Source organism: Pandoraea norimbergensis, from assembly GCF_001465545.3.
GTDB lineage: Bacteria > Pseudomonadota > Gammaproteobacteria > Burkholderiales > Burkholderiaceae > Pandoraea > Pandoraea norimbergensis.
In genome coordinates, this window is sequence record NZ_CP013480.3 from 3,010,156 (window position 1) to 3,035,067 (window position 24,912).

The 24,912-nt window shown below is 64.0% G+C and carries 17 protein-coding genes; 10 read left to right on the forward strand and 7 right to left on the reverse strand.

Translation table 11 applies throughout. From position 1 onward, the window contains the following. Positions 1-4 precede the first annotated feature (4 nt). Both AT302_RS13020 and AT302_RS13025 read left to right on the forward strand, forming a co-directional pair. Positions 5-1,078 (forward strand): Lnb N-terminal periplasmic domain-containing protein, encoded by a 1,074-nt coding sequence (locus AT302_RS13020; protein WP_084656211.1) that lies wholly within the window; start codon positions 5-7, stop codon positions 1,076-1,078. Next, entirely contained in the window at positions 1,075-3,285 is a 2,211-nt protein-coding gene (locus tag AT302_RS13025; protein ID WP_064675079.1) for an esterase/lipase family protein, read from the forward strand. The genes AT302_RS13020 and AT302_RS13025 overlap by 4 nt, the downstream gene beginning before the upstream one ends. A gap of 28 nt (positions 3,286-3,313) precedes the next feature. Here AT302_RS13025 and AT302_RS13030 read toward each other — a convergent pair whose 3' ends face one another. Continuing rightward, the gene (locus AT302_RS13030; RefSeq protein WP_058378818.1) at positions 3,314-3,904 is read right to left on the reverse strand and encodes a hypothetical protein; all 591 of its coding nucleotides are present in this window, start codon (positions 3,902-3,904) and stop codon (positions 3,314-3,316) included. 120 nt (positions 3,905-4,024) lie between these two features. Next, positions 4,025-5,932, reverse strand: coding sequence for a sulfatase-like hydrolase/transferase (locus AT302_RS13035; protein ID WP_084656212.1), 1,908 nt, complete (start codon positions 5,930-5,932; stop codon positions 4,025-4,027). Between the two features lie 253 nt (positions 5,933-6,185). Between AT302_RS13035 and AT302_RS13040 the strand changes: the two genes are divergently transcribed. Both AT302_RS13040 and metE read left to right on the forward strand, forming a co-directional pair. Further along, positions 6,186-7,217 carry a LysR family transcriptional regulator gene (locus AT302_RS13040; RefSeq protein ID WP_058378819.1) on the forward strand — a complete coding sequence of 344 codons (1,032 nt, stop codon included), beginning with the start codon at positions 6,186-6,188 and terminating at the stop codon, positions 7,215-7,217. A 137-nt stretch (positions 7,218-7,354) separates the two neighbouring features. After that, positions 7,355-9,643 carry a 5-methyltetrahydropteroyltriglutamate--homocysteine S-methyltransferase gene (metE, locus tag AT302_RS13045; RefSeq protein WP_058378820.1) on the forward strand — a complete coding sequence of 763 codons (2,289 nt, stop codon included), beginning with the start codon at positions 7,355-7,357 and terminating at the stop codon, positions 9,641-9,643. 88 nt (positions 9,644-9,731) lie between these two features. Here the strand turns inward: metE and AT302_RS13050 are convergent, their stop codons facing one another. Beyond that, positions 9,732-10,619: a hypothetical protein gene (locus tag AT302_RS13050; RefSeq protein ID WP_157125785.1), complete on the reverse strand. Its 888-nt coding sequence runs from the start codon at positions 10,617-10,619 to the stop codon at positions 9,732-9,734. A 350-nt stretch (positions 10,620-10,969) separates the two neighbouring features. On the opposite strand from AT302_RS13050, the gene AT302_RS13055 reads away from it, so the two are divergent. Genes AT302_RS13055 through AT302_RS13065 form a run of 3 tightly spaced genes read left to right on the forward strand, consistent with a single transcriptional unit; the run spans position 10,970 to position 14,748 of the window. Beyond that, a complete protein-coding gene (locus tag AT302_RS13055) occupies positions 10,970-11,629 on the forward strand; it encodes a response regulator transcription factor (RefSeq protein WP_058378822.1) in 660 nt (219 codons plus the stop codon). Beyond that, positions 11,626-12,972, forward strand: coding sequence for a sensor histidine kinase (locus AT302_RS13060; protein ID WP_084656213.1), 1,347 nt, complete (start codon positions 11,626-11,628; stop codon positions 12,970-12,972). Before AT302_RS13055 ends, AT302_RS13060 begins: the two co-directional genes overlap by 4 nt. A gap of 42 nt (positions 12,973-13,014) precedes the next feature. Further along, a complete protein-coding gene (locus AT302_RS13065; RefSeq protein WP_058378824.1) occupies positions 13,015-14,748 on the forward strand; it encodes a glycosyltransferase family 39 protein in 1,734 nt (577 codons plus the stop codon). A 29-nt stretch (positions 14,749-14,777) separates the two neighbouring features. Here AT302_RS13065 and AT302_RS13070 read toward each other — a convergent pair whose 3' ends face one another. The 4 genes from AT302_RS13070 to AT302_RS13085 form a co-directional block, all read right to left on the reverse strand. Further along, entirely contained in the window at positions 14,778-16,115 is a 1,338-nt protein-coding gene (locus AT302_RS13070) for a type II toxin-antitoxin system HipA family toxin (RefSeq protein WP_058378825.1), read from the reverse strand. Positions 16,116-16,118: 3 nt separating this feature from the next. After that, complete coding sequence (locus AT302_RS13075) at positions 16,119-16,367, reverse strand: helix-turn-helix domain-containing protein (protein ID WP_058378826.1); 249 nt, start codon at positions 16,365-16,367, stop codon at positions 16,119-16,121. Positions 16,368-16,580: 213 nt separating this feature from the next. Next, positions 16,581-17,408, reverse strand: coding sequence for a family 1 encapsulin nanocompartment shell protein (locus AT302_RS13080; protein WP_058378827.1), 828 nt, complete (start codon positions 17,406-17,408; stop codon positions 16,581-16,583). Continuing rightward, the gene (locus AT302_RS13085; RefSeq protein ID WP_058378828.1) at positions 17,405-18,523 is read right to left on the reverse strand and encodes a Dyp-type peroxidase; all 1,119 of its coding nucleotides are present in this window, start codon (positions 18,521-18,523) and stop codon (positions 17,405-17,407) included. Before AT302_RS13085 ends, AT302_RS13080 begins: the two co-directional genes overlap by 4 nt. A gap of 413 nt (positions 18,524-18,936) precedes the next feature. Here AT302_RS13085 and AT302_RS13090 point away from each other — a divergent pair, with 413 nt between their 5' ends. From AT302_RS13090 to AT302_RS13100, 3 genes are read left to right on the forward strand one after another with little or no spacing between them, the layout of a single operon-like run. After that, positions 18,937-22,092 (forward strand): efflux RND transporter permease subunit, encoded by a 3,156-nt coding sequence (locus tag AT302_RS13090; RefSeq protein WP_058378829.1) that lies wholly within the window; start codon positions 18,937-18,939, stop codon positions 22,090-22,092. 13 nt (positions 22,093-22,105) lie between these two features. Beyond that, positions 22,106-23,395 (forward strand): efflux RND transporter periplasmic adaptor subunit, encoded by a 1,290-nt coding sequence (locus AT302_RS13095; protein ID WP_058378830.1) that lies wholly within the window; start codon positions 22,106-22,108, stop codon positions 23,393-23,395. A 53-nt stretch (positions 23,396-23,448) separates the two neighbouring features. Beyond that, positions 23,449-24,912, forward strand: coding sequence for an efflux transporter outer membrane subunit (locus tag AT302_RS13100; protein ID WP_058380312.1), 1,464 nt, complete (start codon positions 23,449-23,451; stop codon positions 24,910-24,912).

Here is a 24,912-nt window from a genome sequence, read left to right on the forward strand (position 1 = left end):
AAACATGGTGCAACTGCAATCCCACGCCGGCGACGCGCTCGCCGGCCATCACATCGCGTGGTACGTCTACGTGCTGCGCACCTTCATCGCCCTCATCGTGCTGGGCGCCTGCGCTTGGGGCGCGATGGCGCTCGCTTACCAGTGTCCGGGCCCCGCACCCGTGCGCTATGCCCTCATCGCCCTCTGGGTCGCGCTTGGCGTCGCCGCCATCGTGGCGCTGCTGCGCGTGCGGGCCGGTGCGTCCCTGCGCGGCTGGCCGCTCGCGTTCCTGATCGCGGCGATTCTGGTGATCGCCTGGTGGCAGACGCTGCGGCCTTCCAATGAACGTGACTGGGCGCCCGACGTCGCGCAACTGCTCGACCCGCATTGGAACGGCGCACAGGTCACGCTGGGCAACGTGCGCAACTTCGAATGGCGCACCGAAACCGACTTCACCCCGCGCTGGGAAACGCGCCACTACGATCTCGACAAGCTCGTCAGCGCCGATCTCGCGCTGTCCTACTGGATGGGGCCGGCCATCGCGCACACGCTGGTGTCCTTCGGTTTCTCAGACGGGCAACGCGTGGTGTTCTCCATCGAGATTCGCAAGAAGCGCGGGCAGGCCTTTTCGGCCGTCGGCGGTTTCTTCAAAGACTTCGAAGCCACGCTGGTCGCCGCCGACGAGCGCGACATTCTGCGCGTGCGCAGTAATGTGCGTGGCGAAGACGTGCATCTCTATCGTCTGAATATTCCTGCCGCCGAATTGCGCAAGGTCTTCATCGGCTATCTGGAGCGCGCCCGCGACCTGCAACGCACGCCCGAGTGGTACAACACGCTCACGAGCAATTGCACCACCATCGTGTTCGAACTGGCCCGCATCATTGCCCCCGGCCTGCCGCTCGATTACCGCCTGCTGCTGTCCGGCTACTTCGCCGAATACGCCTACGATCAGGGCGGCCTCACGCCCGGCTTCACTTACGAGCAATTGCAGACACGCGGCGACTTCGTCAAACGCGCGCTGGCGGCCGGCGATTCGCCCGACTTCTCGACGCTCATCCGGCAAGGTGTGCCCGGCGACGACCCGAAGGTGACGCCGTGATCGTCGTGACGCGTGCCCCCGCAATACCCGCCTCGAACTCGCCCAAACACGCCGTCTGGCGGCGTATCTTGCGCTATGCGGCGCTCGTAGCGAGCGCGGTATGGCTCAGCGGCTGCGCCATGGTGGAGGTGCGCTCGCTCGGCCCGGATCAGTACATCGCGATGAAACGCGGTGACATCCTGTCCACGGGCAAGCTCAGCGCGGCCACCGACGAGACGATTCGTGTGGCAGGACTGGACGAGACGATCTGCGCCAAGCCGTCGCTCGACTGTATCGATGCGCTCGGCCGCGCGAAGGAAATCGACATCGACCGGCGGCTGGCCGCCATGGCCGAAATGTCGATGCAACTGGCCATCGCGCAAACACCGACCGGCGATACCCTCTGGAACGACTCGCAGTTCGACCTGTGGCTGCGCTCGGCGCGTTACGCGTACGCCTACCTCTTTTATGGCGACCGCCCTTCCAGTGAGCGCGCCTTCGAAGACCGCCAGACGCAGGTTCGCGACTATTACAACTACGCGGTGCAGATGTTCTCGGTGGCGCTGTTCCGCCGCGTACAGCGCACCGGCAGCGACAAGATCGCCGGCTGGACGCTGCCGGTCGACGCCAGCAGCGTGCGGTTTGCCAACAACCGCACCCAGCCACGCGAAGTGCTACCCGCGTCGACACTGCGCTTTGCAGGCCTGCGCAGCCCGTATCGCCGCGACGGTTTCGGTGCCGAGCTGGTGGCCGTGCTCGATGACAAATCGGCCGCCGATGCCGTCGTTGCCACGGGCCGCACGCCGGCTCCACGCGGCGACGCCTCGACCGGCCCAGACAACGACAACGTTTATTCACAGAACACGAATGACCGGCAAGGGGGCAGCAGTCGTGCCCGCACGAGTCAGGAAAGCCTCGCGTCGCGCGATTTTCACCGGGCGACCGATCCGAACGCCGGCCCAGAGTTCAGCGAAATGTCGTCGCCGTCGCTCACGCTGCTGTTGCGCTTCAACGGCAACACGCTCGACGAAATTCTGACCACCCAGGTCGCCACGCTCGTCGTGTACGACCCCTATCGTCAGACCTCGATCGAGTTGCATGGCCAGACCGTGCCGCTGGCGGGTAACTTCACGGCGGGTTACGGCCTGTGGCTCGCCCGCTCGGGCTTTGCCGAGCAGTCGTTGCGCACCCTGTTCGGGCGTGACCGTGGGATCGTGCGGCCGCACATCTATCTGATGCAGCCGTTCGACCCCAGCCGCCGGGTGATCCTGATGCTGCACGGCCTCGCCAGCAGCCCGGAGGCCTGGGTGAATCTGGCCAATGAAATTCAGGGCGACGCCGCGCTGCGCGAGCATTTCCAGATCTGGCAGGTGTACTACCCGACCAACGCGCCGCTGCTCGTGAACGCCATGGCGATCCGAAACGCCTTCGATGCGACGCTCAAGCACTTTGACCCGGACGGTCAATCGGCCGCCTCGCACGACGCCGTGGTCATCGGCCACAGCATGGGCGGTGTGATCGCGCGGCTGATGGTGTCGAGTGCCGACGACCAGCTCTGGAATGCGTTTCAGGAGGACTACCACCTCGATGGCGATCAACTGACGCGCGCCCGCGACCGGCTCGACCCGCTCTTCCACTTCGCACCGATGCCGCAGTTCGAGCGGGCGATCTTCATCGCGGCCCCGCATCGCGGCACCCCGTTCGCGCGCAACCGGCTGGGCCGTTGGATCTCCAACCTCATCAAACTGCCGGTCACGCTGCTCTCGGGCATCGACGATGTGCTGCACTACGCCACCGGCTCGGAAGACAACCCCTCGGAAGGCAAGACGCGCTACGTGCCCAACAGCATCGACCAGTTGCGCGACAACGATCCTTATGTGGTGGCGGCGGCCGGACTCGGCATCTCGCCGAAGGTGCAATATCACTCGATCATTGCGCGCCGCAATGCCGCGGGCCCGCTTCAGGAATCGAGTGACGGCGTGGTGCCGTATGCGAGTGCCCATCTGGATGGCGCGCAGTCCGAGCGCGTGATTGTCTCGGGCCACAGCGTGCAGGAGACGCCGCAGGCGATTCTCGAAATTCGCCGCATCCTGCATGAGGATGTCGACGAACTCGATCCGGTGAAGTCGCTCAAGGGCGTGCGGGCGTTCCAGAGCATCGATCCGCCGCCGCGCGTCGCCCCGCCGAAGGTCGCCAAGCCAAACGCTGCGACGCCCCCCGCGAAGTAACGCCGGGGGCATTGCTGCATTGCGATGCTCAGGAAATCGCGTTCACCTGAATGTGATACACGCCCCACGGGCACAGCGTGAACTGCTCCTTGAGCGGTTTGCCCGCGAGGGCCGGGATGGCGGCCGGATCGTAGACGGCCCAGAGCGGACCGAGGCCGCCCAGCGCGAGCGGCTTGTCGTCGATGTGCGTGGCTAGCAGGAATTGATAGTCGCGTAACTGACCCAGCGTCGTCGCCACCACGTAGCCGTCGATCGCACGCAACAGCACCTGCGTGGCCGGGTTAGTCGGCATGCCCGTCTGCGCGAGCACCTCGGCGAGACGCGGGCCGCGCAATGTGTGCGGCTTCGCGTCGTATTCCAGCGTCGGGCGAATCGTTTGCGCCGGCAGACGCGCCAGCGCGCCAAAATCGAACGCATAGGCCGCGTCGAACTGCACCAACTGTTTGTGGAAGAGCTGATCGAGCGCCGGATCGACCGGGCCACGATTGTGGCGCTGAATGCCGCCGCTGACCGTGACGAGCGGCGTCGTCGCCGAGGCCACGGGGGCCTGCGGCTTTGCCAGCACAGGTGCCGAGACGCCGAGCGCCACGGCGCTGGCCAGAAATTCACGTTTCTTCATGCGAGGTCGTGACGAGAGGTGAAAGGTGCGAAGCAACGAGCGGCGGCGCACGCGAAGACGATCTCCGCCCACCCCGCCGCAAAGTCGCCCGAGCTTATCACGCAGACGTCACGACATCGCTCACCGTGAAGATGAGGCAGCCGCCTTCTGGAACGTGAACTGCACGCGTCCGTCGCGAATCGGCAGGATGTCTGGCCGGTCTTCACCGACTTCGGCATCGAGCCGCTCGTTCAGGCGCGTGTTCATCGCCATCAACAGTTCGCCATTACCTCGCGCGTCGAGTGCCAGATTGCGCGACTCGGTCGGGTCGGCGTGCAGATCGTAGAGCTCGACATCGTTGTTCGCGAACAGCGCCTCCAGCGACGTGGGCCGGTTGAACTGCGTCGGCGAGAAATAGCGCGAGAACCGGTAGCGCCCGTCGAACACGCTCCGAATCATGCCGCGATGACGGAAGTCCGGTTGACGCGCCATCACCCGCCGATGAATCTCCTCAATTGGCACACCCTTCTCACGCAACGTGGCGTATTCCTGCGCGAGCCATTCGCTGTCGTAGAACAGCAGCATCGCGTAGTTGAACAAGGCCGCCGGGCGCACCGCATCGACGCCTTGCCGCTCCGGCGCGCGCAGCAACGGCGTCAAGTTGTGACCGTGCGCGCCATCGCCCGCGATGCGCGCAATACCCGCCGAGTCCAGTCCGGTGAGCCCCAGCAGCGTCGGCGTGATATCGACGTGCGAACTCAGCGCCGCGCACTGCTTGCCGCCCGGGTACGCCGGATGCCGGATCACCAACGGCACGTTGTTCTGTTCGCGATAGGTGGTCGGCCCTTTGCCTACCAGCTTGTGCGCACCCACGTGATCGCCATGGTCGGCGCTCATCACGACGATGGTGTTCTTGTCGATGCCCAGTTCGCGCAGCGTGTCGAGCAACGTCACCACGTGCGTGTCGCAATCGCGAATGCAGTTGAAGTAATAGTCCTGATAGACGCGAAGCCGGGCGTCGTCGATCGGATAGTCGCCCACCAGCACACCTTCCGCCGCGTTGTACACCCCATGCGCTGCCGGCCGTCCCGGCGCGTCGTAGGCTTGCTTGCGCGTGGCGGCCAGCGGCACGTTCCAATGCGCGTCATACAAGGCGTCGCGCGGCGGACGCGCATTGCCGAGCGTCGGCCGGTTGGCGTTCTGCTGATCGACGCCGGCCGGATCGGTGTTCAGGAACATCGCATCGTGCGGATTGACCAGATTCACCGCCATGAACCACGGTTTGTTATCGCTGCCCAGCTGCGCGCCGCGCCCACGCAGCCACGACACGGCCGACGAGGTGGTGAGACCGTCGTAGGTATAGCCGCCGCGCACCCGGCCAATCAGATCGCCTACGCCGAAGTAGTCGTCGAAACCGTATGACTTGATCAGCTCGTTGTATTCCTGCGTCGGGGTGTCGTACGGCGTGTGGTTGTGATGCAGCTTGCCGCTCAGATGCCACTTGCCGAGATACGCCGCGTAGTAGCCCGCGTCTCGCATCATGTCGCCGATGGTGCGAATGTCGGGCGACATATCGGGTTGCCATGGAATGCCGCAGTTATCGAACACACGCGTGTGCTGGATGTGCTGACCGGTGTAGACCGTCGAGCGCGACGGCGAGCACACGCACGATGCAATCTGGTGATTGACGAACGTCACCCCTTCGCGGCGCAGGCGCTCACGCCCCGGCACCGGGAACGGCCACTGGTCGAAGTGCCGCTCCTGATCCGTGAGGATGAACAGGATGTTGTAACCCTTGGGCGGCACGGGCGGTGCCTCGGCGGGCACGACGTAGCCATCGTCCGGTGATGGCGCAGCGCGCGGCGCGGCGGCGGACGCTGCCACGGCCGACGAGGCCAATCCGGCGGACGCCACGGCCGCACCAGCCTGCTTCAGAAAGTGGCGGCGCGACGGTTGTGTGGCGGCGGCCGAAGCCCCCGCATCGGATACCTCGTTGGGGTGAACCGGATCGACGGGCGCAGTCGTCGGTGGCTGTTCGCGCTCGGGCATGTCTCTCGCTCCTGTGGGGCGTCGGCGTCGCTTTTGTGATTTGCGCCGATGGCCGGGATTGACGTTTGATTGACGTTTGATTGACGTTGCTCACCTCGATGCGTTGGCGTGATGTCACGCATTGGGCGGCAACGGAATCCCATTATTTGGCAAGATTCAGCACCCATCGATGAAAAGTGACGCTATATTCATTACCTAAATGACATCAATGATGCGGTAACTCGTCTACGCAGAGCCGCCTACGCCGATCCCCATGAACACTCGTTCTACGACCTCGCCACAAGTCGGCCCGTCCAGTGACAATGCGCACGTCGACGACCCGGTCCGGCTTGCCCGTCAGATTCCCGCCGTGCTTCGCAAGCTGCGCATTCGCGATCTGGAAACGCTGCGCTGGCTCGGCCGCACGCGCAGCTTTGCGCGCACGGCCGAGGCAGCGGCAATTACGCAGCCGGCATTGTCGAAGTGGTTACGAGAGATAGAGCAAGCGCTGGGGGTCTCATTGTTCGAGCGCACCACGCGGCGCGTGAGTCCCACGCCCTACGGTGACGCCCTGCTGGAGCGCGCCGAGCGCATGCTGACCGATCTGGCCGGCGTCGCGCCAGCCGTGCAAGCGCTGCGCGACGGACTCGGACTGCCCGTGAATGTCGGCATTCTGCCGGGTATGGCCAGCGTGCTGATGCCGCAGGCGCTCGCCCGAATTGAACAAACCGGCCCCGCGCTGCGCATCAACCTGTTTGAAGAAACGCTGGATCGGTTGTTACCCCGTGCCCACTGGCACGAAATCGATCTGCTGGTCTGCCGGCTCGACGCCGCCGCCATGAACGCCGGGTTTGGCGTGGTCCCCTTGTATGACGACGATGTGCGGGTATTCGGGGCGCATAACCACCCCCTGACGCGGCATGCAGCACCGACATGGGCGGACGCCGCCCGCTACCCGTGGATCGTGCCGCCGCCCGGCACGCCGATGCGTCGCGCCATCGATACCGAGTTCGCACATCAGGGGCTGCCCGCCCCGCGCGTCATCATGGAATCGACCACGCTCATGACCAACGCCAGCACCGCGCAAGCGATGCCATGCCTGTTTCTTGCATCGACACTCGGCGTCGCGCGCTCGCCGCTGGGCGGCAGTCTGCACGACTTCGGCCTGCGTTTCGCTCACGTGGCGCCCACCGTCGGTGTACTGCACGGTCAAGCCCCGAACGCCGCAGCGCTGGCGCTCATCGACGTGTTACGTGACGTTGCCCGCACGCTGACACCGCCGTCATACGGTCGATCCGAGCGCTAACGCAAACCTCTCTCGCGCGTCGAACCATGAATGGAATTAATGCGACCATAAAATATGACCATTTTCATTCATTGATCGAATTCTCTATGATCGTCGTCACTGCTCCACTCATCTGGCGGCGACGTCACTAGAGAACCATGGCAAAGACACACAATCTGGGATTCCCGCGCATCGGCGCGAAGCGCGAACTGAAGTTCGGTCTGGAAGCGTATTGGAAAGGCCAATCGTCGCGTGACGAACTGAAGTCGCTGGGCGCGTCGCTGCGCCAGCGCCACTGGCAAGATCAGGCAGGCCTCGATCTGGCCCCGGTCGGCGACTTCGCCTTCTACGATCAAGTGCTCGACATGAGCTTCACGCTGGGCAACTTGCCCGAGCGCGTGCAGAACTTCCATGGCGATGCGCTGGACAACTACTTCCGTGTCGCGCGCGGCCGCTCGGCCCAGAGCGCCGAGGACCACACGGCCTGCTGCGGTGGCGTCGCCGCCGGTGAAATGACCAAGTGGTTCGATACGAACTATCACTACATCGTCCCGGAATTCTCGGCCGCCACGCAGTTCTCGCTCGACGCCTCGCGCCTGATCGACCAACTCGCCGAAGCCCGTGCTGCGGGCGTCAAGGCCAAACCAGTCATCGTCGGCCCGGTCACCTACCTGTGGCTCGGCAAGGCCAAGGACGACAGCGACAAGCTCGCCCTGTTGCCGCGTCTGTTGCCGGTCTACGTGAAACTGCTTGAAACCCTCGCCGCACAAGGCGTGGAATGGGTGCAGATCGACGAACCGATTCTCGTGACCGAACTGGGCGCCGAATGGCAAAAAGCTTTCGAGACGGCCTATGCTGCCCTCGCCCATGCGCCGGTCAAGCGTCTGCTCGCCACGTACTTCGGTGAGCTCATCGAAAATCTGCCGCTGGCTTGCCGCCTGCCGGTCGATGGGCTGCACCTCGACGCCGTCAACGCCAAAGGTGAAGTCGCCAAGGCCCTCGCCGCGCTGCCCGCTGACAAGGTGGTCTCGCTGGGCGTGATCAACGGCCGCAACATCTGGAAATCGGATCTGGCCGCCGTTCTTGAATGGCTGGAGCCCATCGCCAGACAACTCGGCGACCGCCTGTGGATTGCGCCGTCGTGCTCGCTGCTGCACGTGCCCGTCGATCTGGAAAGCGAACAGAAGCTGGACGGTGAAATCCGTGCGTGGCTCGCCTTCGCCAAGCAAAAGCTGGCAGAGCTCAGCGTGCTGGCGCGTGCCATCAACGAAGGCCGAGACGCCGTGTCCGCCGAGCTGAATGCGAATGCCGGTGCCATCGCCAGCCGCCGCGCGTCGCCGCGCGTGCACAACCCGGCGGTCAAGGCTGCCGTCGCGAAGATCGAGGCCTCGCTGGGCCGCCGTCAGCGTCCGTATATCGAGCGGGCCCCGAAGCAGGCCGCCAAGCTGAAACTGCCGCTGTTCCCGACCACCACCATCGGCTCGTTTCCGCAAACGGCCGAGATCCGCACCGCCCGCAGTCAGTACAAGGCTGGCGAACTGGATCAGGCAGGTTACGTCGCCGCCATGCGCGCCGAGATCGAGCGCAGCGTGCGCGAACAGGAAGCGCTGGGGCTAGACGTGCTGGTGCACGGCGAAGCCGAGCGCAACGACATGGTCGAGTACTTCGGCGAGCAGTTGGAGGGCTACGCGTTCAGCCAGTTCGGCTGGGTACAGTCGTACGGTTCACGCTGCGTGAAGCCGCCCATCATGTTCGGCGACATCCGCCGCCCGAAGGCGATGACCGTCGAGTGGATCCAGTATGCGCAGTCGCTGACCGACAAGCCGATGAAAGGCATGCTGACCGGCCCGGTCACAATCCTGAACTGGTCGTTCGTGCGTGACGATCAACCGCGCTCGGTCTCGTGCTTCCAGTTGGCGCTGGCGATTCGCGAAGAGGTGCTGGATCTTGAGAAAGCCGGTGTGCGCGTGATCCAGATCGACGAGGCCGCCCTGCGCGAAGGCCTCCCGCTGCGCCGTGCGCAATGGCAGACGTATCTGGACTGGGCGGTCGAATCGTTCCGCATCACGGCGAACGGTGTGCAGGACGACACGCAGATCCATACGCACATGTGCTACTCAGAGTTTAACGACATCATTGCGGCGATTGCCGACATGGACGCCGACGTGATCACCATCGAGACTTCGCGCTCGGATATGGAACTGCTCGACGCGTTCGACTCGTTCCAGTACCCGAACGAGATCGGCCCGGGGGTGTACGACATTCACTCGCCGAACATCCCGACCCAAGAGCACATCGTGATGCTGATGCAAAAGGCGGCTGAGCGCATTCCGGCACAACGTCTGTGGGTCAACCCGGACTGTGGGCTGAAGACGCGTCAGTGGGCCGAAGTCATCCCGGCACTGCAAAACATGGTGGCGGCTGCGCAGACGCTGCGTTCGCTGTAGGCGTCCGATTTCCTGCCGGTAGCGGGCAGCGGGATCTTCAACGCCGTTGGTTTTCGACGTTGAAGATCCCGACGCCACCGAAGTCGAACTACGGGTTGCTGGGGTAACAAGTGTCGAGCCAATGGGTAGTCGGTGCCAGCGCGAGTTCTCTCGATCCGGCAACGCTCAGCGCGCGCTGCATGGCCGCCGACGAGCCACCGATCTGAGGGACCTGCCCAGCGGGCGGGTTTGTCCGCTCGGACTGGGCTGCCGTTATCAGCGCGCGCCGCTCGTCGTCAATGCCTCGACCGGGACCTGCACCGGAGCCTGCCCAGCGAAAATGCATCAACGCGCCACTCATATAACGAACAAACCTCTGCAACAGCTCCTCGAACCACGCGTCGTCCAGGAAATTCCAGGCTTCGGACTCTGGATCGCTGAACGCGTCTTCGACCTCCGGACCAAATACGTCGCCGCCAAAATTGTGCCACCCCTCCGTTTCAGGCCGGGATCCCGGGCGACTGGCCTCCACCGCTGCCACATACCGACGCTCCCCTATTGCCGCAAGGCCGTCTGCCAGCCACATCAGTTCGGGATCTAGCCGTGTCCGAACCTGCTCTTGCCCGAGGCGCGTTAGCGTTCTGGCAGCGAGCCGCTCCGTCATCGGGATCGATGGATCGACCAGGTTAAGGCCCAGGGAGTCCTCCACCTCGCGTAACAAGTGCGAACGGTCAGCTTCAGACATCTCGGTTGGCGTGACCACCTCATTGCCAATCACAGAACCCAGGTTATCGAAGCGCATTAGCGCGCCCAGAACCTGAGAACATATTGCGTTGAACGTCTGCTCGGATCGACGCAACGGTTCCTCCGGCAGGGTTTGCGTCTGAGCATCCGCTGTTTGGGCAGACGGTTCGACGGCCGATGGGTTCTCGCGCGGCGGCATCATCCGTTGCCAGTTCGATGCCGCTCCCGCCACGCCTTGCGTACCAGTTATCAAATCGACCTCCTCATTAGTTGTTTAAATGGGTGAGGCGTCAGTATTCTGCGCACATTCAACCAGTCACTTTCACAATTCGCTGGGCACGTGCCCGTTGCTCGTGACACGCGTCACGTTTGTGAAGTCACCTAAGCGGGCCCTATCGCCCGCTCAGCGCAATCGACATAAAAAAGATCGTCTAAGTGTTTGTTTAATCGTGTCATTTCATGGCATAGTCGCGCCGGCACGTGTCGATCTTTACTAAGTTTCTCCTAAGTTTCGCGCGCTATCGTGCTCCCCAGCCGTCGCCATACGGGACGGCCAGTGAATTGGCGCTTTCCACAGTCGCGCCGTGAACATTTCAGAGAACCATGCGGATATTGCTCGTAGAAGACGACGAGATGATCGGTGAGGCCATGATGCAGGCGCTCAAGGACGCCTCGTATGCCGCCGACTGGTGTCGCGACGGCGAGTCGGCCCTCTCGGCGCTGGCCGCCCATACCTACGACCTGATGCTGCTCGACCTCGGCCTGCCCGGGCGCGACGGCTGGGACGTGCTGCGCGCCCATCGCGGTGCGGGTGGCCGCACGCCCATCATCGTCGTGACCGCACGCGACGGCGCCGAAGACATCATTCAAGGCCTCGATCTCGGGGCGGACGACTTTGTCGTCAAGCCCTTCGAAGTGGGTGAACTGCTCGCTCGCATGCGCGCGGTCATTCGCCGCAACGCCGGCGTGGCTGTCCCCGTACTCACCAACGGGGCGCTGTCACTCGACCCGGCCACGCACGAAGCGACTTACGGCGACAACAAATGTGTGCTCTCCGCCCGTGAATACGCGCTGCTGCATGCCCTGATGCTGCGGCCCGGCACGATCCTCTCGCGCGACGCGCTGGAGCATCGCCTTTACGGCTGGGGCGAGGAGATCGAGAGCAACATGATCGATTTCCTGATTCACTCGATTCGCAAGAAACTCGGCGCGGATGTCATCCGCAACATTCGCGGCGCCGGCTGGCTGGTGCCCAAGGCATGACGATGCGCTCGTTGCAGTCGCGACTGGTCGTCACGCTCTCCGCCTGTGCGGTGGGGCTGGGCATCGTCGCCGGTCTGGTCTCGTATGCGGCCGCCTTTAGCGAGGCGTATCGCTTTCAGGACGACCAGCTGCTGCAACTCGCCGCGCTCGTCGATACCCGCAACCTGTCCAGTGCCGACGACGCCGTGCACGGCCTGCCGATCAAGGATCACGATTACCGGCTCACCGTACAGAAACTCGGCGGCACGTTTCCGGTCACGCTGACCGACGGCTTCCACACCGTCGAAGGGACGGCACGGGGCGACCACACGTGGCGCGCCTTTGTCCGCACCATCACGCCGGATCTGCGCATCGTGGTGGCACAGCCGACCGAAGGCCGCAATGAGATTGCCCGCAATAGCGGTCTGCGCACCGCGCTGCCGTTTGTGGTCTTCGTGCCGCTGCTGATCGGGGCGATCGTGCTGACCGTTCGGCGAGCCTTCCGCCCACTGCAACGGCTGGCCGATGGCGTGGATGCGCGACGCGAGACCGATCTGCACGCACTCGATACCGCGAGTGCGCCCAAGGAGATCGAACCGTTCATCGTGTCGATCAACCGGCTGCTGGCCCGTCTGGCGAAGGCGCTCGACGAGCAGCGCCGCTTTGTCGCGGACGCCGCGCACGAACTGCGCTCGCCGGTCACCGCGCTGGTGATTCAATCGGAAAACCTCGACCGGGCCCTCGCGCCGGTGGAACTCGAGACCGAGACGCGAGCGCGCCTCACCAAACTCAAGAGCGGCTTGCAGCGCACGCGCGGGCTGCTGGAACAACTGCTGACCCTCGCCCGTGCCCAGAGTGCACCGACGGCCGAGGCCACACCGCTGGCGCTGCTGCCGGCGGTACACGAGGCACTGGAAGACGTATTCGTGCTGGCAGACCGCAAGATGATCGTGCTCGACCTGATCGACACCGCGCCGGGGTTGCGGGTGGCAAGCAGCAAACGCGATATTGTCACGCTGCTGAGTAATCTTGTCGGCAACGCCGTGCGGTACACCCCGGGCGGCGGCACGGTATCGGTGCGGTTGTCCGCAACGGGTGCCGACGCTGCGATCGACGTCATCGACTCCGGCCCGGGCATCGACGCCGACAAACGCGAGCGCGTATTCGACGCGTTTTACCGCGCAACCGAGGTACGCGATTCTCATGTGCCCGGGCTGGGCACGGAAGGTACCGGCCTGGGGCTGGCCATCGTGCGGGCCATTGTCGACCGCCTCGGCGGTCAGGTGCATCTGAAGGACGCCAGCCCGGCACCGCCACGCGGACTCCATGTGCGCGTGACGCTGCCGAACCCAGATGTTTCGTAACACCCGTTCCATTCATCCAACAAGACCGGAAGTTTCGCATTCATGTCCACTCGCCCTCAACGTGACGCCGGGTTAGAACCCTGGCCGATCTCTCCCGCTGCCCTCCTCTGGCTGCTGGCCGCGTTCGCGCTGGTCTGGTTCGGCCTGCTGAACTGGCGGCACCTGATCTCCAGCGACGAAGGCCGCTATGCGGAGATGGCTCGCGAAATGCTGGCCACCGGCGATTGGGTCACGCCGCGCTACAACGGCTATCTCTATTTCGAGAAACCGCCGCTGCAAACGTGGATGAACGCGCTCACGTTCATGGTGTTCGGTCTGGGTGACTGGCAAGCGCGCCTGTGGACGGCACTCACCGGCTTTGGCGGTGTGCTGCTGGTCGGCTATACGGGGCGCCGGATCTTCGGCGCCCGTGCGGGCCTGTTCGCGGCCATCGCACTGGCGAGCGCGCCGTTGTGGGCCCTGCTGGGTCACTTCAACGTGCTGGACATGGGCCTGTCGTTCATGATGGCCGTCGTGCTGTGCGCCCTGTTGCTGGCGCAACGCCCGGGACTCACGGACACGCAGACACGCAACTGGATGTGGCTGTGCTGGGCCGCCATGGGCCTGTCGATTCTGAGCAAGGGGCTGATCGGCATCGTGCTGCCCGGTGCCGTGCTGGTGGTCTACACGCTGGTCGCGCGCGACTGGGCGTTGTGGAAGCGTCTGTATATCGTCAGCGGATTGATCGTGCTGCTGGCGGTCACAGTGCCGTGGTTCGCTGCCGTGATGGCGCGCAACCCGTCGTTCTTCGACTTTTTCTTCGTGAACGAGCACTTCAACCGCTTTCTGAAACCGGATCACCATCGCAACGGGCCGCTGTACTACTTTGTGCCGGTGTTTATCGTCGGCTTCCTGCCGTGGTTGTCGATGCTGCCGCGTGCGATTTCGGCCTCGCGCGCGACGCCGCCTCAGGCTAACGGCTTCCGACCGGTGACGATGCTGTGGGTCTGGGCGATCCTGATTTTCTGTTTCTTCTCGGTCTCGCATTCGAAGCTGATTTCGTATGTGCTGCCGATTGCACCGGCCGTCGCCATGCTCATCGGCCTGGGGCTGGCCGGGATGACGCGCGAGAGCCTGCGCAAGCATCTGATCGTGTCGGTGGTGTTCTTCGTGGCGACGATCGTGACGTGTCTGGTGTTCCTGTCGCATCACTCGGACAGCCGCAACCCGGTCGAGGCCTATCGCGCGTTCTCGTATTACCTGTACGCAGCCAGTTTCGTCGGTCTGATCGGCATCGGCATTACCCGTTGGCTGGCCAAGCGCAGCACGAAGCAGGCGCTGATCGCGTTTGCCGGCACGTGGCTGGCCTTTGTGATGATCGGTGGCTCGGGCCATGAAGCGTTCGGACGGAGCAGCTCGGGCATCGATCTGGTGCCGGCCGTGCGCGCGGAGATGCAGCGTCTCGGCCCGGATACGCCGTTCTACTCGGTGGGCACGCTCGATCACACGATGCCCTACTACCTGCAACAGCCCATGATCATGGTCGCGGTGCAGGACGAACTGGAGTTCGGTATCTCGCAAGCGCCGGATAGCTGGATTCCGACACTCGCCAAGTTCGCCGACGTCTGGATGGCAGCCCCCAAGGCGCTCGCGCTGGTCGACCCGGAGAAGTTCACGGTGCTCGAAACGCTCGGCCTGCCGATGAAGATCATCGCCCGCGACAACCGTCGCGTGATGATCGAAAAGCCGATGGCGGGCGATGCGCCGGCACCGGCATCTGCCCCTGCGGCGAACTGACGACGGCACGGTATCGCCTTCAGGGCATATCAGGGGGATGCACACGCTGCCAAGTGATCGGCGGAATGCTGCATCCCCTTGAAAATGCCTTCGGCCACCGCTTCCGGAAAGCCGCGTGGCAACCGGCCCGCAACGCCGGCGATTGCTTGAGGGACTTTCGCGAGCAACGCGTCGACGATAGGCGAAGCGCTCGCGCCGAGGTAACACTTCGTCGCCATCTCATCGAAATGCCTGCGCTGAATTTCGCGGAGCCGATAGTGGCGGCGCTTGCCAGCCACTGCCATGGCAAGCTTGGCGCGCTGCCATGGCACCTGATTCGGCCCGTCGCCCATGATGGGCCACATCGACAGCACATCGTAAAGCGGGGTGAGCCGGTAGCGCCCGCCCGGCAACAGGTGAATGCTGAAATTCTTGGCGTGACCGTCAGTTGCCGCCAGCATCCAGAACACGATTTGCGCGCGAAACACCGTTTCGAGGTCTTCGCCCGACGTCTGCGACTGGCGCAAGGTCGCCGCCAGATCGGCAATGCCGGGACCACCGTCTGCCTCGTACTTGAGATGCGGAGGCAGGCCGAATACCTGACAGAAATCTTCCTGCGGCAAGCGCATGATCCATGTACCGCTGGCGTGCAGTTGACGGTCGAAACGCGTCACCGACAACACTTTCTGATCGCCGAACGTCAACATCTCGCAAGACGCGGTCGGCAAACCCAGTTCAGCGCATAACTGCATGCAAAGCCACTCGTTTTCGACGGACGTTGACAGATCGGCACGCCGGTTGCCGACGAGCCCCAGCGGCAACTTGAGGATGTGAGTCGTCGGCGTGGCGCCGTGCGGCAAACACCAACGCCCGTTGTGATGCAGCAGTGCTGTCTTCTCCTGCGCCCCCGCAATCGAGAGCCGCAAGTCGTCATGCGACGGGTGGCCCGGCATCGCACCGCCGGAAGCATCACGCAGACGCTCGGCAATCTCCTCGTCAGACAACGCACTCGCTTCGATGCTTTGCACACTGCCGGGCGACTCGTCTTCGCCAAGTAACTGAATGGCGCCGACACAATCGCGTCCGATGGCCTCTAGCAGATTGAAACCATCTGTCGATTGCGCGCCATAACGCCCCGCGAGGCGGCGCCGAATCACATCGCTGTCCGGCAGAAGATTATCGAAATAGTGACGGACCCGATCACCGGTCAGCGGTGTCGAGTCGATGCCGAACGGCAGCGAGAGCGAAAGCGGCCGCCCCGCAGCAGATTCTCGCCACGCGTCGTCGTACTGCAATGCCATGCGGTCTTGCGACGACATCCGCCACGTACCGACGCGTTGATTGTTTGCCCAGATGGACAATGCCCGGCTATGCGATCTGCGCCCCATCGACTACCACTCCGTATTGGAAGTAACCGAGGCAACATCGCGTGATTCGACCACGAGATCAAGGCGGTAAAGGCCCATTAGCGCCAATAACTGCTCGACCGAGATGATTTTCGGATCCAGCTCCAGCGCGGACAGACGACTCTGGCTCAATCCCAGACGCGCGGCGGCTTCACTTTGCGTCAGTCCGGCCGCCCGACGGGCCGAGCGCAAGATTTCGCCAAGCTGCGTCGGCGAGGTGACGAGGCGATTCATAGCAATTTACCTCATATACAGGTATTTTTATTTTAGCTGGTATACGGGTAAAGATGAAATAGCTGAATAGCAGCTATTTTGTGTTTTACTTGCTATTCAGGTAAATATGACAAACCGAGGGGATGGGGTGAGCGGCTCAGGCAAGGTCGGCGGAAATGCCGGGCCTTGCCTGACGTTAGCTCGGCGCGGCGATTTCCGCCGTGGTTCGACGCCTTACTTGGCCTTTGCCGTCTTGGCCGGTGCGCCCGGGGCGACCGACACGCTGGCTTCCGCTGTCAGCATCAGGAACGTGAACGTTTCTTCCAGATACAGACGGACCGTCTCGGCGGTGTGGTCGAGATAGCCAATCGACACGTCCTGACCGATGTGCATCTCGTAGTCGCCGCCGCGCGTCGAGACGATGGCGCCGCCGTCGATCGCCGGGGCCCAGATGATCTCGCCGCTCACGATGTGACCGATGTGCTCGAGAATCGGGTAACCCTGATCGTTGGCTTCGGCTACGGCCGTGTAGGCATCCGCACCCAGCAACACGCTGTACGGACCGTCGACACCCTCGAGGCGCAGTTGCTCCAGTGCCTTGGCGATGACGGTCGGGTAGTCGGCGATGCTCTTCGGCAACGGCAGCACGGGGTTCGATGTGCCTTCACGCACGCCCGTGATCTGCGCAGCCTTGTAGCCGTCGAAAATGGCGCGGTCTTCGGCGTACGCGAGCTTGATGGCGGCGTCCTTCGCCGGCTGCCAGTCCGAGTCGTTGGCGCCACGCTCGACGTCGTCGATCGCTTCACGCGAGAGCTCGAACGGCACGCGCAATACCACCAGCGGCAACACGGTACGTTGACGCGCATCCACGCCCTTGAGCGGCGACGCGATCGACTTCTGATGCCCCGTGCCTACGCCAGCCAGCGCCAGACCGCCCGGCCCCTTGACGTCGACTACGCGGCGAGCCGCGACGGTGCGCTTGAACGTGCGGGCCACTTCTTCTTCGATCTGCTCCCATGCGGCGTTCGAAATGGGGGCCAGTTCGCGATGCAGGTTATTCATGCCTGAGAAACTCCTTTGAGCGATCCGATATTCAGCGAACCCGCCACCGGGGCGGTGCTCGCATTGGTGAGAGAGGAAACGGTCGCGTCGACCACAGCCGTGTTGCGCGAGTCGCGCGGCGGCGCGTCGATCAGCGTCTTGACGACCGGTGACTCGATGGCTTCTGCCACCGGTTCGCGATCGGCCAATTCTTCCAGCAACGCGGCCGACGGAACGAAGAACAACCCGCCCGTCACTGCCGTGCTGAAGTCAAGCAGGCGGTCATAGTTGCCCGGCGGCTTGCCGACGAACATGTTTTCCAGCATCTGCTCGATGGGCGCCGGCGAGCGCGCATAGCCAATGAAGAAGGTGCCGAACTCGGCCGAACCGGGCCGGCCGAACGGCATGTTGTCGCGCAGGATCTTGATTTCCTTGCCGTTTTCTTCCAGCGTGGTCAGCGCGCTGTGTGAATTGCTGGGCTTCACGGCTTCATCGAGCTCGACATCCGAGAGCTTGGTGCGCCCGATGATGCGCTCCTGCACTTCCACCGGCAGCGCATTCCAGCCGGTCATGTCGTGCAGATACTTCTGCACCAGCACATAGCTGCCGCCGGCGAACTCGGGGTCTTCGTCGCCCATGACGGTGAAGTCGATGGCTTCCTGACCCGTCGGGTTCTCGGTGCCGTCGACAAAGCCGACCATGCTGCGCATATCGAAGTAACGGAAACCGTGCACTTCATCGACCACGGTGACGGCATCGCCGAGCTTATTCAGCATCAGCGTTGCGAGATCGAAGCAGAGATCCATCTGGTCGGCGCGAATGTGCAGCAGCACATCGCCGGGCGTCGCCGGTGCGTGCCGCTTGCCTGCACCGAACTCGCGGAACGGATGCAGCTCGGCCGGGGCCGGGTCGCCGAACAGGCGGTCCCACGCGTTGTCGCTGAAACCGACAACGCACGAGAGATTGCCCGACGGCACGCGCTTGCCCACGGCACGCACGTACGCGGCAGCATCGGCGCACCACGCACGCACGGCCGCATGCGCAGCCGCGTCGTCACGAACGGTGGCGACGAGAAAAATGGCACTACGGGTGACGGTGCCGGAGACCGGCTGTGGTTCAGGGGGACGTTCAGTCATTGCGTTCCTGCTTGGGGCTGGGGTTCTCGACTGCGTCGCGCCAGCATAGAGACAGTCATGACCGGTGAAGGCACGCTGAACGCTATCGGGCGGCGACTTTTGGTGTGCCTGATTTATAACGCAACACACCGTAATATGCCACTCCCTTCGCACGCTCCCCACGCAAAGCCTTACCGGACGGGCCTCAACGGGTCGTTCGCTGCAATATGGCAATTCCGCCATTTTGGCGTCATTTTGGCGTTGGCAGTGCGCCACTACCATGGCGTCGTCCCGGGGCCTCGCCCGGTGCGCCACCGTGCGCGCCGGCAGACAACAAGGCCCTAGCCCGGACCGACGCTGCGCGCCTACAGGCTAACAGCCGTCGACCGGCCCTTGACCGTACGTCTGCGACTGCGCCCGAGCGCGTCTGAACCATGTGGATTGTTAACGTTGCGCTCAAACGGCCTTACACGTTCATCGTGATGGCCATCATGATTCTGCTCGCCACGCCGCTGACGCTCATGCGCACGCCCGTGGACGTGCTGCCGGAAATCAACATCCCGGTCATCAGCGTGATCTGGACGTATACCGGGTTGTCCGCCCAAGACATTGCCGACCGGATGATCTCCGGCAACGAGCGTGGCCTGACAACCACGGTCAACAACATCGAGCATATCGAGTCGCAGTCGCTGCCCGGTATCGGCATCATCAAGATCTTCCTGCAACCGACGGCCAACGTGCAGACGGCCATCGCACAGGTGGTGGCCGTGGAGCAGGCGCAAGTCAAGCAGATGCCGCCCGGGGCCACGCCGCCGCTGGTAATCAGCTACTCGGCCTCGTCGATTCCGGTGATGCAGCTCGGCCTGTCGAGCCCGAGCCTGTCGGAACCCGCCCTCAACGATACGGCGCTCAACTTCCTGCGTCCGCAACTGGTGACGATCCCCGGCGCGGCGGTGCCGTATCCGTACGGCGGCAAGACGCGCCTGATCTCCGTCGACATCGACTCGCGCGCGCTGCTCGCCAAGGGGCTGACGGCGCAAGACGTGGTCGCAGCAGTCAACGCCCAGAACCTGATTCTGCCGACCGGCACGGCGAAGATCGGGCCGCGCGAATACAACGTGGACATGAACGGGTCGCCGCCGACGGTCGAAGGCCTGAACAATATTCCGGTGCGCACGGTGGGCGGTGCCACGACCTATCTGCGCGAAGTCGCTCACGTGCGCACGGGCTTCTCGCCGCAAACCAATATCGTGCGTCAGAACGGCCAGCGCGGCGTGCTGATGTCGATCATGAAGACAGGCGATGCCTCGACGCTGTCGGTGGTCGATTCGCTCAAGGCACTGCTGCCGGAAGCCCGCGCCGCCCTGCCCTCCGATCTGAAGATCTCGGCGCTGTTCGACCAGTCGGTGTTCGTGAAGGCCGCCGTGCAGGGCGTGATTCACGAAGCGTTGATCGCGGCAGCCCTCACGGCCGCGATGATTCTGCTGTTCCTCGGCAACTGGCGCAGCACCTGCATCATCGCCATCTCCATTCCGCTGTCGATTCTGTCGTCGTTGCTGGCCCTGCATGCACTCGGTCAGACGATCAACATCATGACGTTGGGCGGGCTGGCGCTGGCGGTGGGTATTCTGGTGGACGACGCGACGGTGACGATCGAGAACATCGAGCGGCACTTGCATATGGGCACCCCATTACACGAGGCGATTCTGGAGGGCGCGGGCGAGATTGCCGTGCCTGCGCTGGTCTCGACGCTGTGTATCTGTATCGTGTTCGTGCCGATGTTCTTCCTGACCGGCGTGGCGCGTTACCTGTTCGTGCCGCTGGCCGAAGCCGTGGTGTTCGCCATGCTCGCGTCGTACGTGCTCTCGCGTACGCTCGTGCCCACGCTCGCCATGCTGTTGATGGGCAATGCCCACCACCCTGACCCGAACGCGAAGCCCGGTATGTTCCGCCGCATCTACCTGCGGTTCGACGCCGGTTTCGAGCGTATGCGCGGTGCCTACATCGTGGTGCTGTCCAACTTGCTGGTCCGCCGCCGCATGTTCGCGCTGAGCTTTCTGGCGTTCTGCATACTGTCGATGGGGCTCGTGTTTGCCCTCGGTGCCGACTTCTTCCCGACGGTCGATGCGGGTGACATCCGCATGCACATGCGCGCGCCGACCGGCACCCGTATCGAAGAAACGGCGCGACTGGCCGACGAAGTGGAAAAGGTCGTGCGCGAAGTCGTGCCCCCGAAGGAACTCGAGACGATTCTCGACAACCTCGGGCTGCCGTATAGCGGTATCAACCTCTCGTACAGCAACGCCGGCACGATCGGCACGCTCGACGGTGAAATCCAGATCGCCCTCAGCCCCGACCATCAGCCGACCGCCGGTTACATCGACAAGCTGCGCGCAATCCTGCCGCAACGCTTCCCCGGCGTGGAATTCTTCTTCCAGCCGGCCGACATCGTCACGCAGATTCTCAACTTCGGTCTGCCCGCCGCCATCGACATCCAGATCAGCGGCAATCAGCAACTGGCCAACTTCGACATCGCGACGAAGCTGCTCAAGCAGGTACGGCAAGTGCCGGGCACAGTGGACACCCATATTCAGCAACGGGTGAACGCGCCGACGCTGCATCTCGATATGGACCGCACGCGCCTTCAGCAACTGAACCTGAACGCGAACGCGGTCGCGCAGAACGTGCTGATCTCGCTCTCCGGCAGTTCGCAAACATCGCCGGGCTTCTGGTTCAACAGTCAGAACGGCGTGGAGTACAGCCTGTCGGTGCAAGCGCCGCAGTACCGGGTCAGTTCGATCGACGACCTGTTGCGCACGCCCGTGGCCGGCACGGCCAATAACGGTCAGCCGCAGTTGCTCGCCAACTTTGTGAAGGTGGTGCCGACCGAGCAGTTCGCGGTGGTCAGCCACTACAACATCCGGCCAGTGATCGACTTGTACGTGAGCGTGGAAGGCCGTGACCTCGGCAGCGTGGCGGGCGACATCAACAAACTCGTGGCCAAGGCCCGTCAGGACCTGCCGCGCGGCAGTCAGATCGTGGTGCGCGGTCAGGTCAGCACGATGCAAAGCTCGTATCTCGGGCTGGGCGTCGGCGTGGCGATGGCCATCGTGCTGGTCTATCTGCTGATCGTGGTGAATTTCCAGTCGTGGGTCGACCCGCTCATCATCGTGAGCGCCCTGCCCGCCGCCCTCGCCGGCATTGTCTGGATGCTGTTCCTGACCGGCACGCGGCTGTCGGTGCCGGCCCTCACGGGCGCGATCATGACCATGGGTGTGGCCACCGCCAACAGTATTCTCGTGGTCGCCTTTGCCCGGCAGCGCATGGAATCGGGCATGGCGCCGCTCAAGGCGGCGCTGGAGGCCGGTGCGGGCCGTATCCGGCCGGTGCTGATGACCGCGCTCGCCATGATCATCGGCATGGTGCCCATGGCGCTGGGTCTCGGCGAAGGCGCAGAGCAAAACGCGCCGCTGGGACGCGCCGTGATCGGCGGCCTGATGTTCGCTACGGTTTCGACACTGTTCTTCGTGCCGCTCGTGTTTGCCGGGATTCACACCCGCCTCGCGCGTCGCAAAAAAATTGCTTCTTGATGGGTTGACTGACATGACCGAGAAACATCACGCCGAACTGGCCCTTCCCGAGCACGACCCGGCCGACGGACGGCAATTGCCGCCGCGCAAGGGCGAATTCCGCCGCGCCAAGATCGCACTGATCGTCGTGGCCGTGCTGCTGATCGCCGGTGCCGCCCGCACCACCGTGTCGAACGCCCTGCAACGGCGCGACGTCGCCAACGTGACGGTGGAGAACGCCAAGCAGTATGTGAGTGTGGTCACGCCGGAGACGACCTCGGCCAGCGAAACCCTGCTGCCCGCCACGTTGCGCGGCGCGGTCGAATCGCCGATCTACGCCCGCGCGACCGGTTATTTGCTGCGTCGCTACGTCGACATCGGTGCCCGTGTGAAACAAGGTCAGTTGCTGGCCGACCTCGACACGCCGGAAATCGATCAGGAACTCGCACAGGCCATCGCCCAGCGCAACCAGATCAACGCGAGCCTCGGGCTGGCGAAGTCGTCGCTCGACCGGTGGCAGCAGCTGCGCCAGCGCGATGCCGTCTCGCAGCAGGAACTCGACGAACGGCAAAGCACCTACACGCAAGGCATCGCCAATCTGGCGGCTGCCGACGCCAATGTGAAGCGCCTGCAACAACTCGAATCGTTCAAGCGCATCGTGGCGCCGTTCGACGGCGTGATTACCCAACGCAATGTGGATGTTGGCGACCTGATCGATGCGGGTAGCGGCACCAGCCGCGCGCTGTTCTCGCTCGCACAGACCGACCCGTTGCGCGTCTACGTGCAGGTGCCGCAGGCCTATGCGCAAGGCGTGAGCGTGGGTCAACCCGTGGTGGTGACGCAGGCCGAACTGCCCGGCGAGCACTTCCAGGGCAAGATCACGCACGTGTCCGGGGCCATCGACGTGGCCACGCGCTCGCTGCAAATCGAGGCGTCGCTGCCCAACCCGGACGGCAAGCTGCGCCCCGGTGCTTACGTACAACTGGCGCTGCCGAGCGCGGCGCAAGCCCATCTGAGTGTGCCGTCCAACGCGCTGCTGTTCCGCGCGGAAGGCCCCCGCGTGGCCGTGGTGGACGATCAGGGCGTGGTGCATCTGCACAAGATCGTGATCGCTCAGGATCTGGGGCAGTCGCTGGAATTGGCCGACGGCGTCGCACCGACGGACCGCGTCATCATCAACCCGAGCGACTCCATCGACGACGGCGACCACGTGCAGGCCAAGGCGCTGGCGGTGAAGGCTGCACCGGGCGGCAAAGCCGGTAACAAGCCCGCCGATAAGTCGGAAGACGCGGCCAACGGTAAGGCGCAAGGAGCGCAATCGTGATCGCCAGCGAACACGTGGGTCCGACGTCAGCCGTACGGCAGCGCGCGCCTCGCATGACGTATGGCCGCGGTCTCCGGCTCGGTGCCATGGTGTTGGGCGTCGCCACGCTGCTCAGCGCCTGCGCCGTCGGCCCGGACTATCAGCGCCCCGAAGTCTCCACGCCGCCCGACTGGAAAACCGACAGTTACTGGCGGCTGGCCCAGCCGTCTCACGCGCCGTTGCAGCCCGACTGGTGGACCTCGTTCCACGAGCCCGCGCTCGACGACCTCGAGAAACAGGCACTGGCGCAGAGCCAGACGCTTGCGGCCGCCGTCGCCCATTACGAACAGGCTCAGGCAACGCTTGCCGGCACCTCGGCACAACGTCTGCCTGAAGTCGACGCGTCGTTCGGGTTGGCACGTCAGCGCATCTCGGCCAACCGCCCGCTCACGAGTTATTCGTCGTCGATGATGTCGACGGTGCAGAACAACGTTCAGCTCGGGCTCGGCGTGAACTACGACACCGACCTGTTCGGGCGCATCCGCCGTCAGGTCGAAGGCGCGCAGGCGTCGGCCGAGCAAGCCGGCGACGATCTCGCCAACGCCCGGCTGGTGCTCACCACCCAACTCGCTACGGCCTACTTTCAGTTGCGCGCGCTCGACGCCGAGATCCACGTGCTCGACGAGTCGGTCAAGTTGCAGCAGAAGGCGCTCGACTATGTCAGCGCACAACACGATCTGGGCGCCGTCTCCGGGCTCGATGTGCTGCAACAGCAGTCGGAACTCGACACCACGCGCGTGCAAGCCAGGCTGCTGCATCAGCAGCGCGACCAGTACGAACATGCGATTGCCGCGCTCGTCGGCGTGCCCGCCCCGGCATTCTCGGTACCGGTCGGCACGCTGACCGACTCGCTGCCGGGCATTCCGCTGGGGGTGCCAAGTGACGTGCTACAACGGCGCCCCGACATCGCGTCGGCCGAGCGGGCCATGGCGGCGGCCAACGCCCAGATCGGCGTCGCCAAGGCGGCCTTCTTCCCGAGCCTGATGCTCAACCCGTCCATCGGCTGGCAAGCGACGGACTTTGCCAACCTGCTCTCCGCGCCCAGCCTGCTCTGGACGCTGGGCACGGCGGCCTCGCAAGTCATCTTCGACGGCGGACGCCGGCGGGCCGGTGTGGATTACGCGAGCGCCGGTTATCGCGCCGTTGAAGCCAACTACCGCCAGACGGTACTCACCGCCTTCCAGCAGGTGCAGGACGGTGTGACCGGCTTGTCGGTGCTTGACGGCGCGGCGCACGAATCACATGCGGCAGTGGTCGATGCACAGCGCTTGCTGAGCCTCGCCAACGACCGCTACTCGGGGGGGCTGACCGCCTATCTGAGCGTGATTACCGCGCAGCAGAGCCTGCTCGCCAGCGAGCGTCAGGATGTGCAGATTCGCGGGCAGCAACTGGTGTTGTCGGTTGCGTTGGTCAAGGCGTTAGGCGGCGGATGGCTGCCGTCGGATTCATCCACTGACTCGTATAATGCGCAAAGGTGA

Excerpts from the sequence above, each read along its gene's own strand:
- AT302_RS13085 (WP_058378828.1), bottom strand. The coding sequence starts at position 18,523 with ATGACTGAACGTCCCCCTGAACCACAGCCGGTCTCCGGCACCGTCACC.
- metE (WP_058378820.1), top strand. The coding sequence starts at position 7,355 with ATGGCAAAGACACACAATCTGGGATTCCCGCGCATCGGCGCGAAGCGC.
- AT302_RS13020 (WP_084656211.1), top strand. The coding sequence starts at position 5 with ATGGTGCAACTGCAATCCCACGCCGGCGACGCGCTCGCCGGCCATCAC.
- AT302_RS13055 (WP_058378822.1), top strand. The coding sequence starts at position 10,970 with ATGCGGATATTGCTCGTAGAAGACGACGAGATGATCGGTGAGGCCATG.
- AT302_RS13100 (WP_058380312.1), top strand. The coding sequence starts at position 23,449 with ATGACGTATGGCCGCGGTCTCCGGCTCGGTGCCATGGTGTTGGGCGTC.
- AT302_RS13035 (WP_084656212.1), bottom strand. The coding sequence starts at position 5,932 with ATGCCCGAGCGCGAACAGCCACCGACGACTGCGCCCGTCGATCCGGTT.
- AT302_RS13075 (WP_058378826.1), bottom strand. The coding sequence starts at position 16,367 with ATGAATCGCCTCGTCACCTCGCCGACGCAGCTTGGCGAAATCTTGCGC.
- AT302_RS13090 (WP_058378829.1), top strand. The coding sequence starts at position 18,937 with ATGTGGATTGTTAACGTTGCGCTCAAACGGCCTTACACGTTCATCGTG.
- AT302_RS13030 (WP_058378818.1), bottom strand. The coding sequence starts at position 3,904 with ATGAAGAAACGTGAATTTCTGGCCAGCGCCGTGGCGCTCGGCGTCTCG.
- AT302_RS13065 (WP_058378824.1), top strand. The coding sequence starts at position 13,015 with ATGTCCACTCGCCCTCAACGTGACGCCGGGTTAGAACCCTGGCCGATC.
- AT302_RS13070 (WP_058378825.1), bottom strand. The coding sequence starts at position 16,115 with ATGGGGCGCAGATCGCATAGCCGGGCATTGTCCATCTGGGCAAACAAT.
- AT302_RS13060 (WP_084656213.1), top strand. The coding sequence starts at position 11,626 with ATGACGATGCGCTCGTTGCAGTCGCGACTGGTCGTCACGCTCTCCGCC.
- AT302_RS13095 (WP_058378830.1), top strand. The coding sequence starts at position 22,106 with ATGACCGAGAAACATCACGCCGAACTGGCCCTTCCCGAGCACGACCCG.
- AT302_RS13080 (WP_058378827.1), bottom strand. The coding sequence starts at position 17,408 with ATGAATAACCTGCATCGCGAACTGGCCCCCATTTCGAACGCCGCATGG.
- AT302_RS13040 (WP_058378819.1), top strand. The coding sequence starts at position 6,186 with ATGAACACTCGTTCTACGACCTCGCCACAAGTCGGCCCGTCCAGTGAC.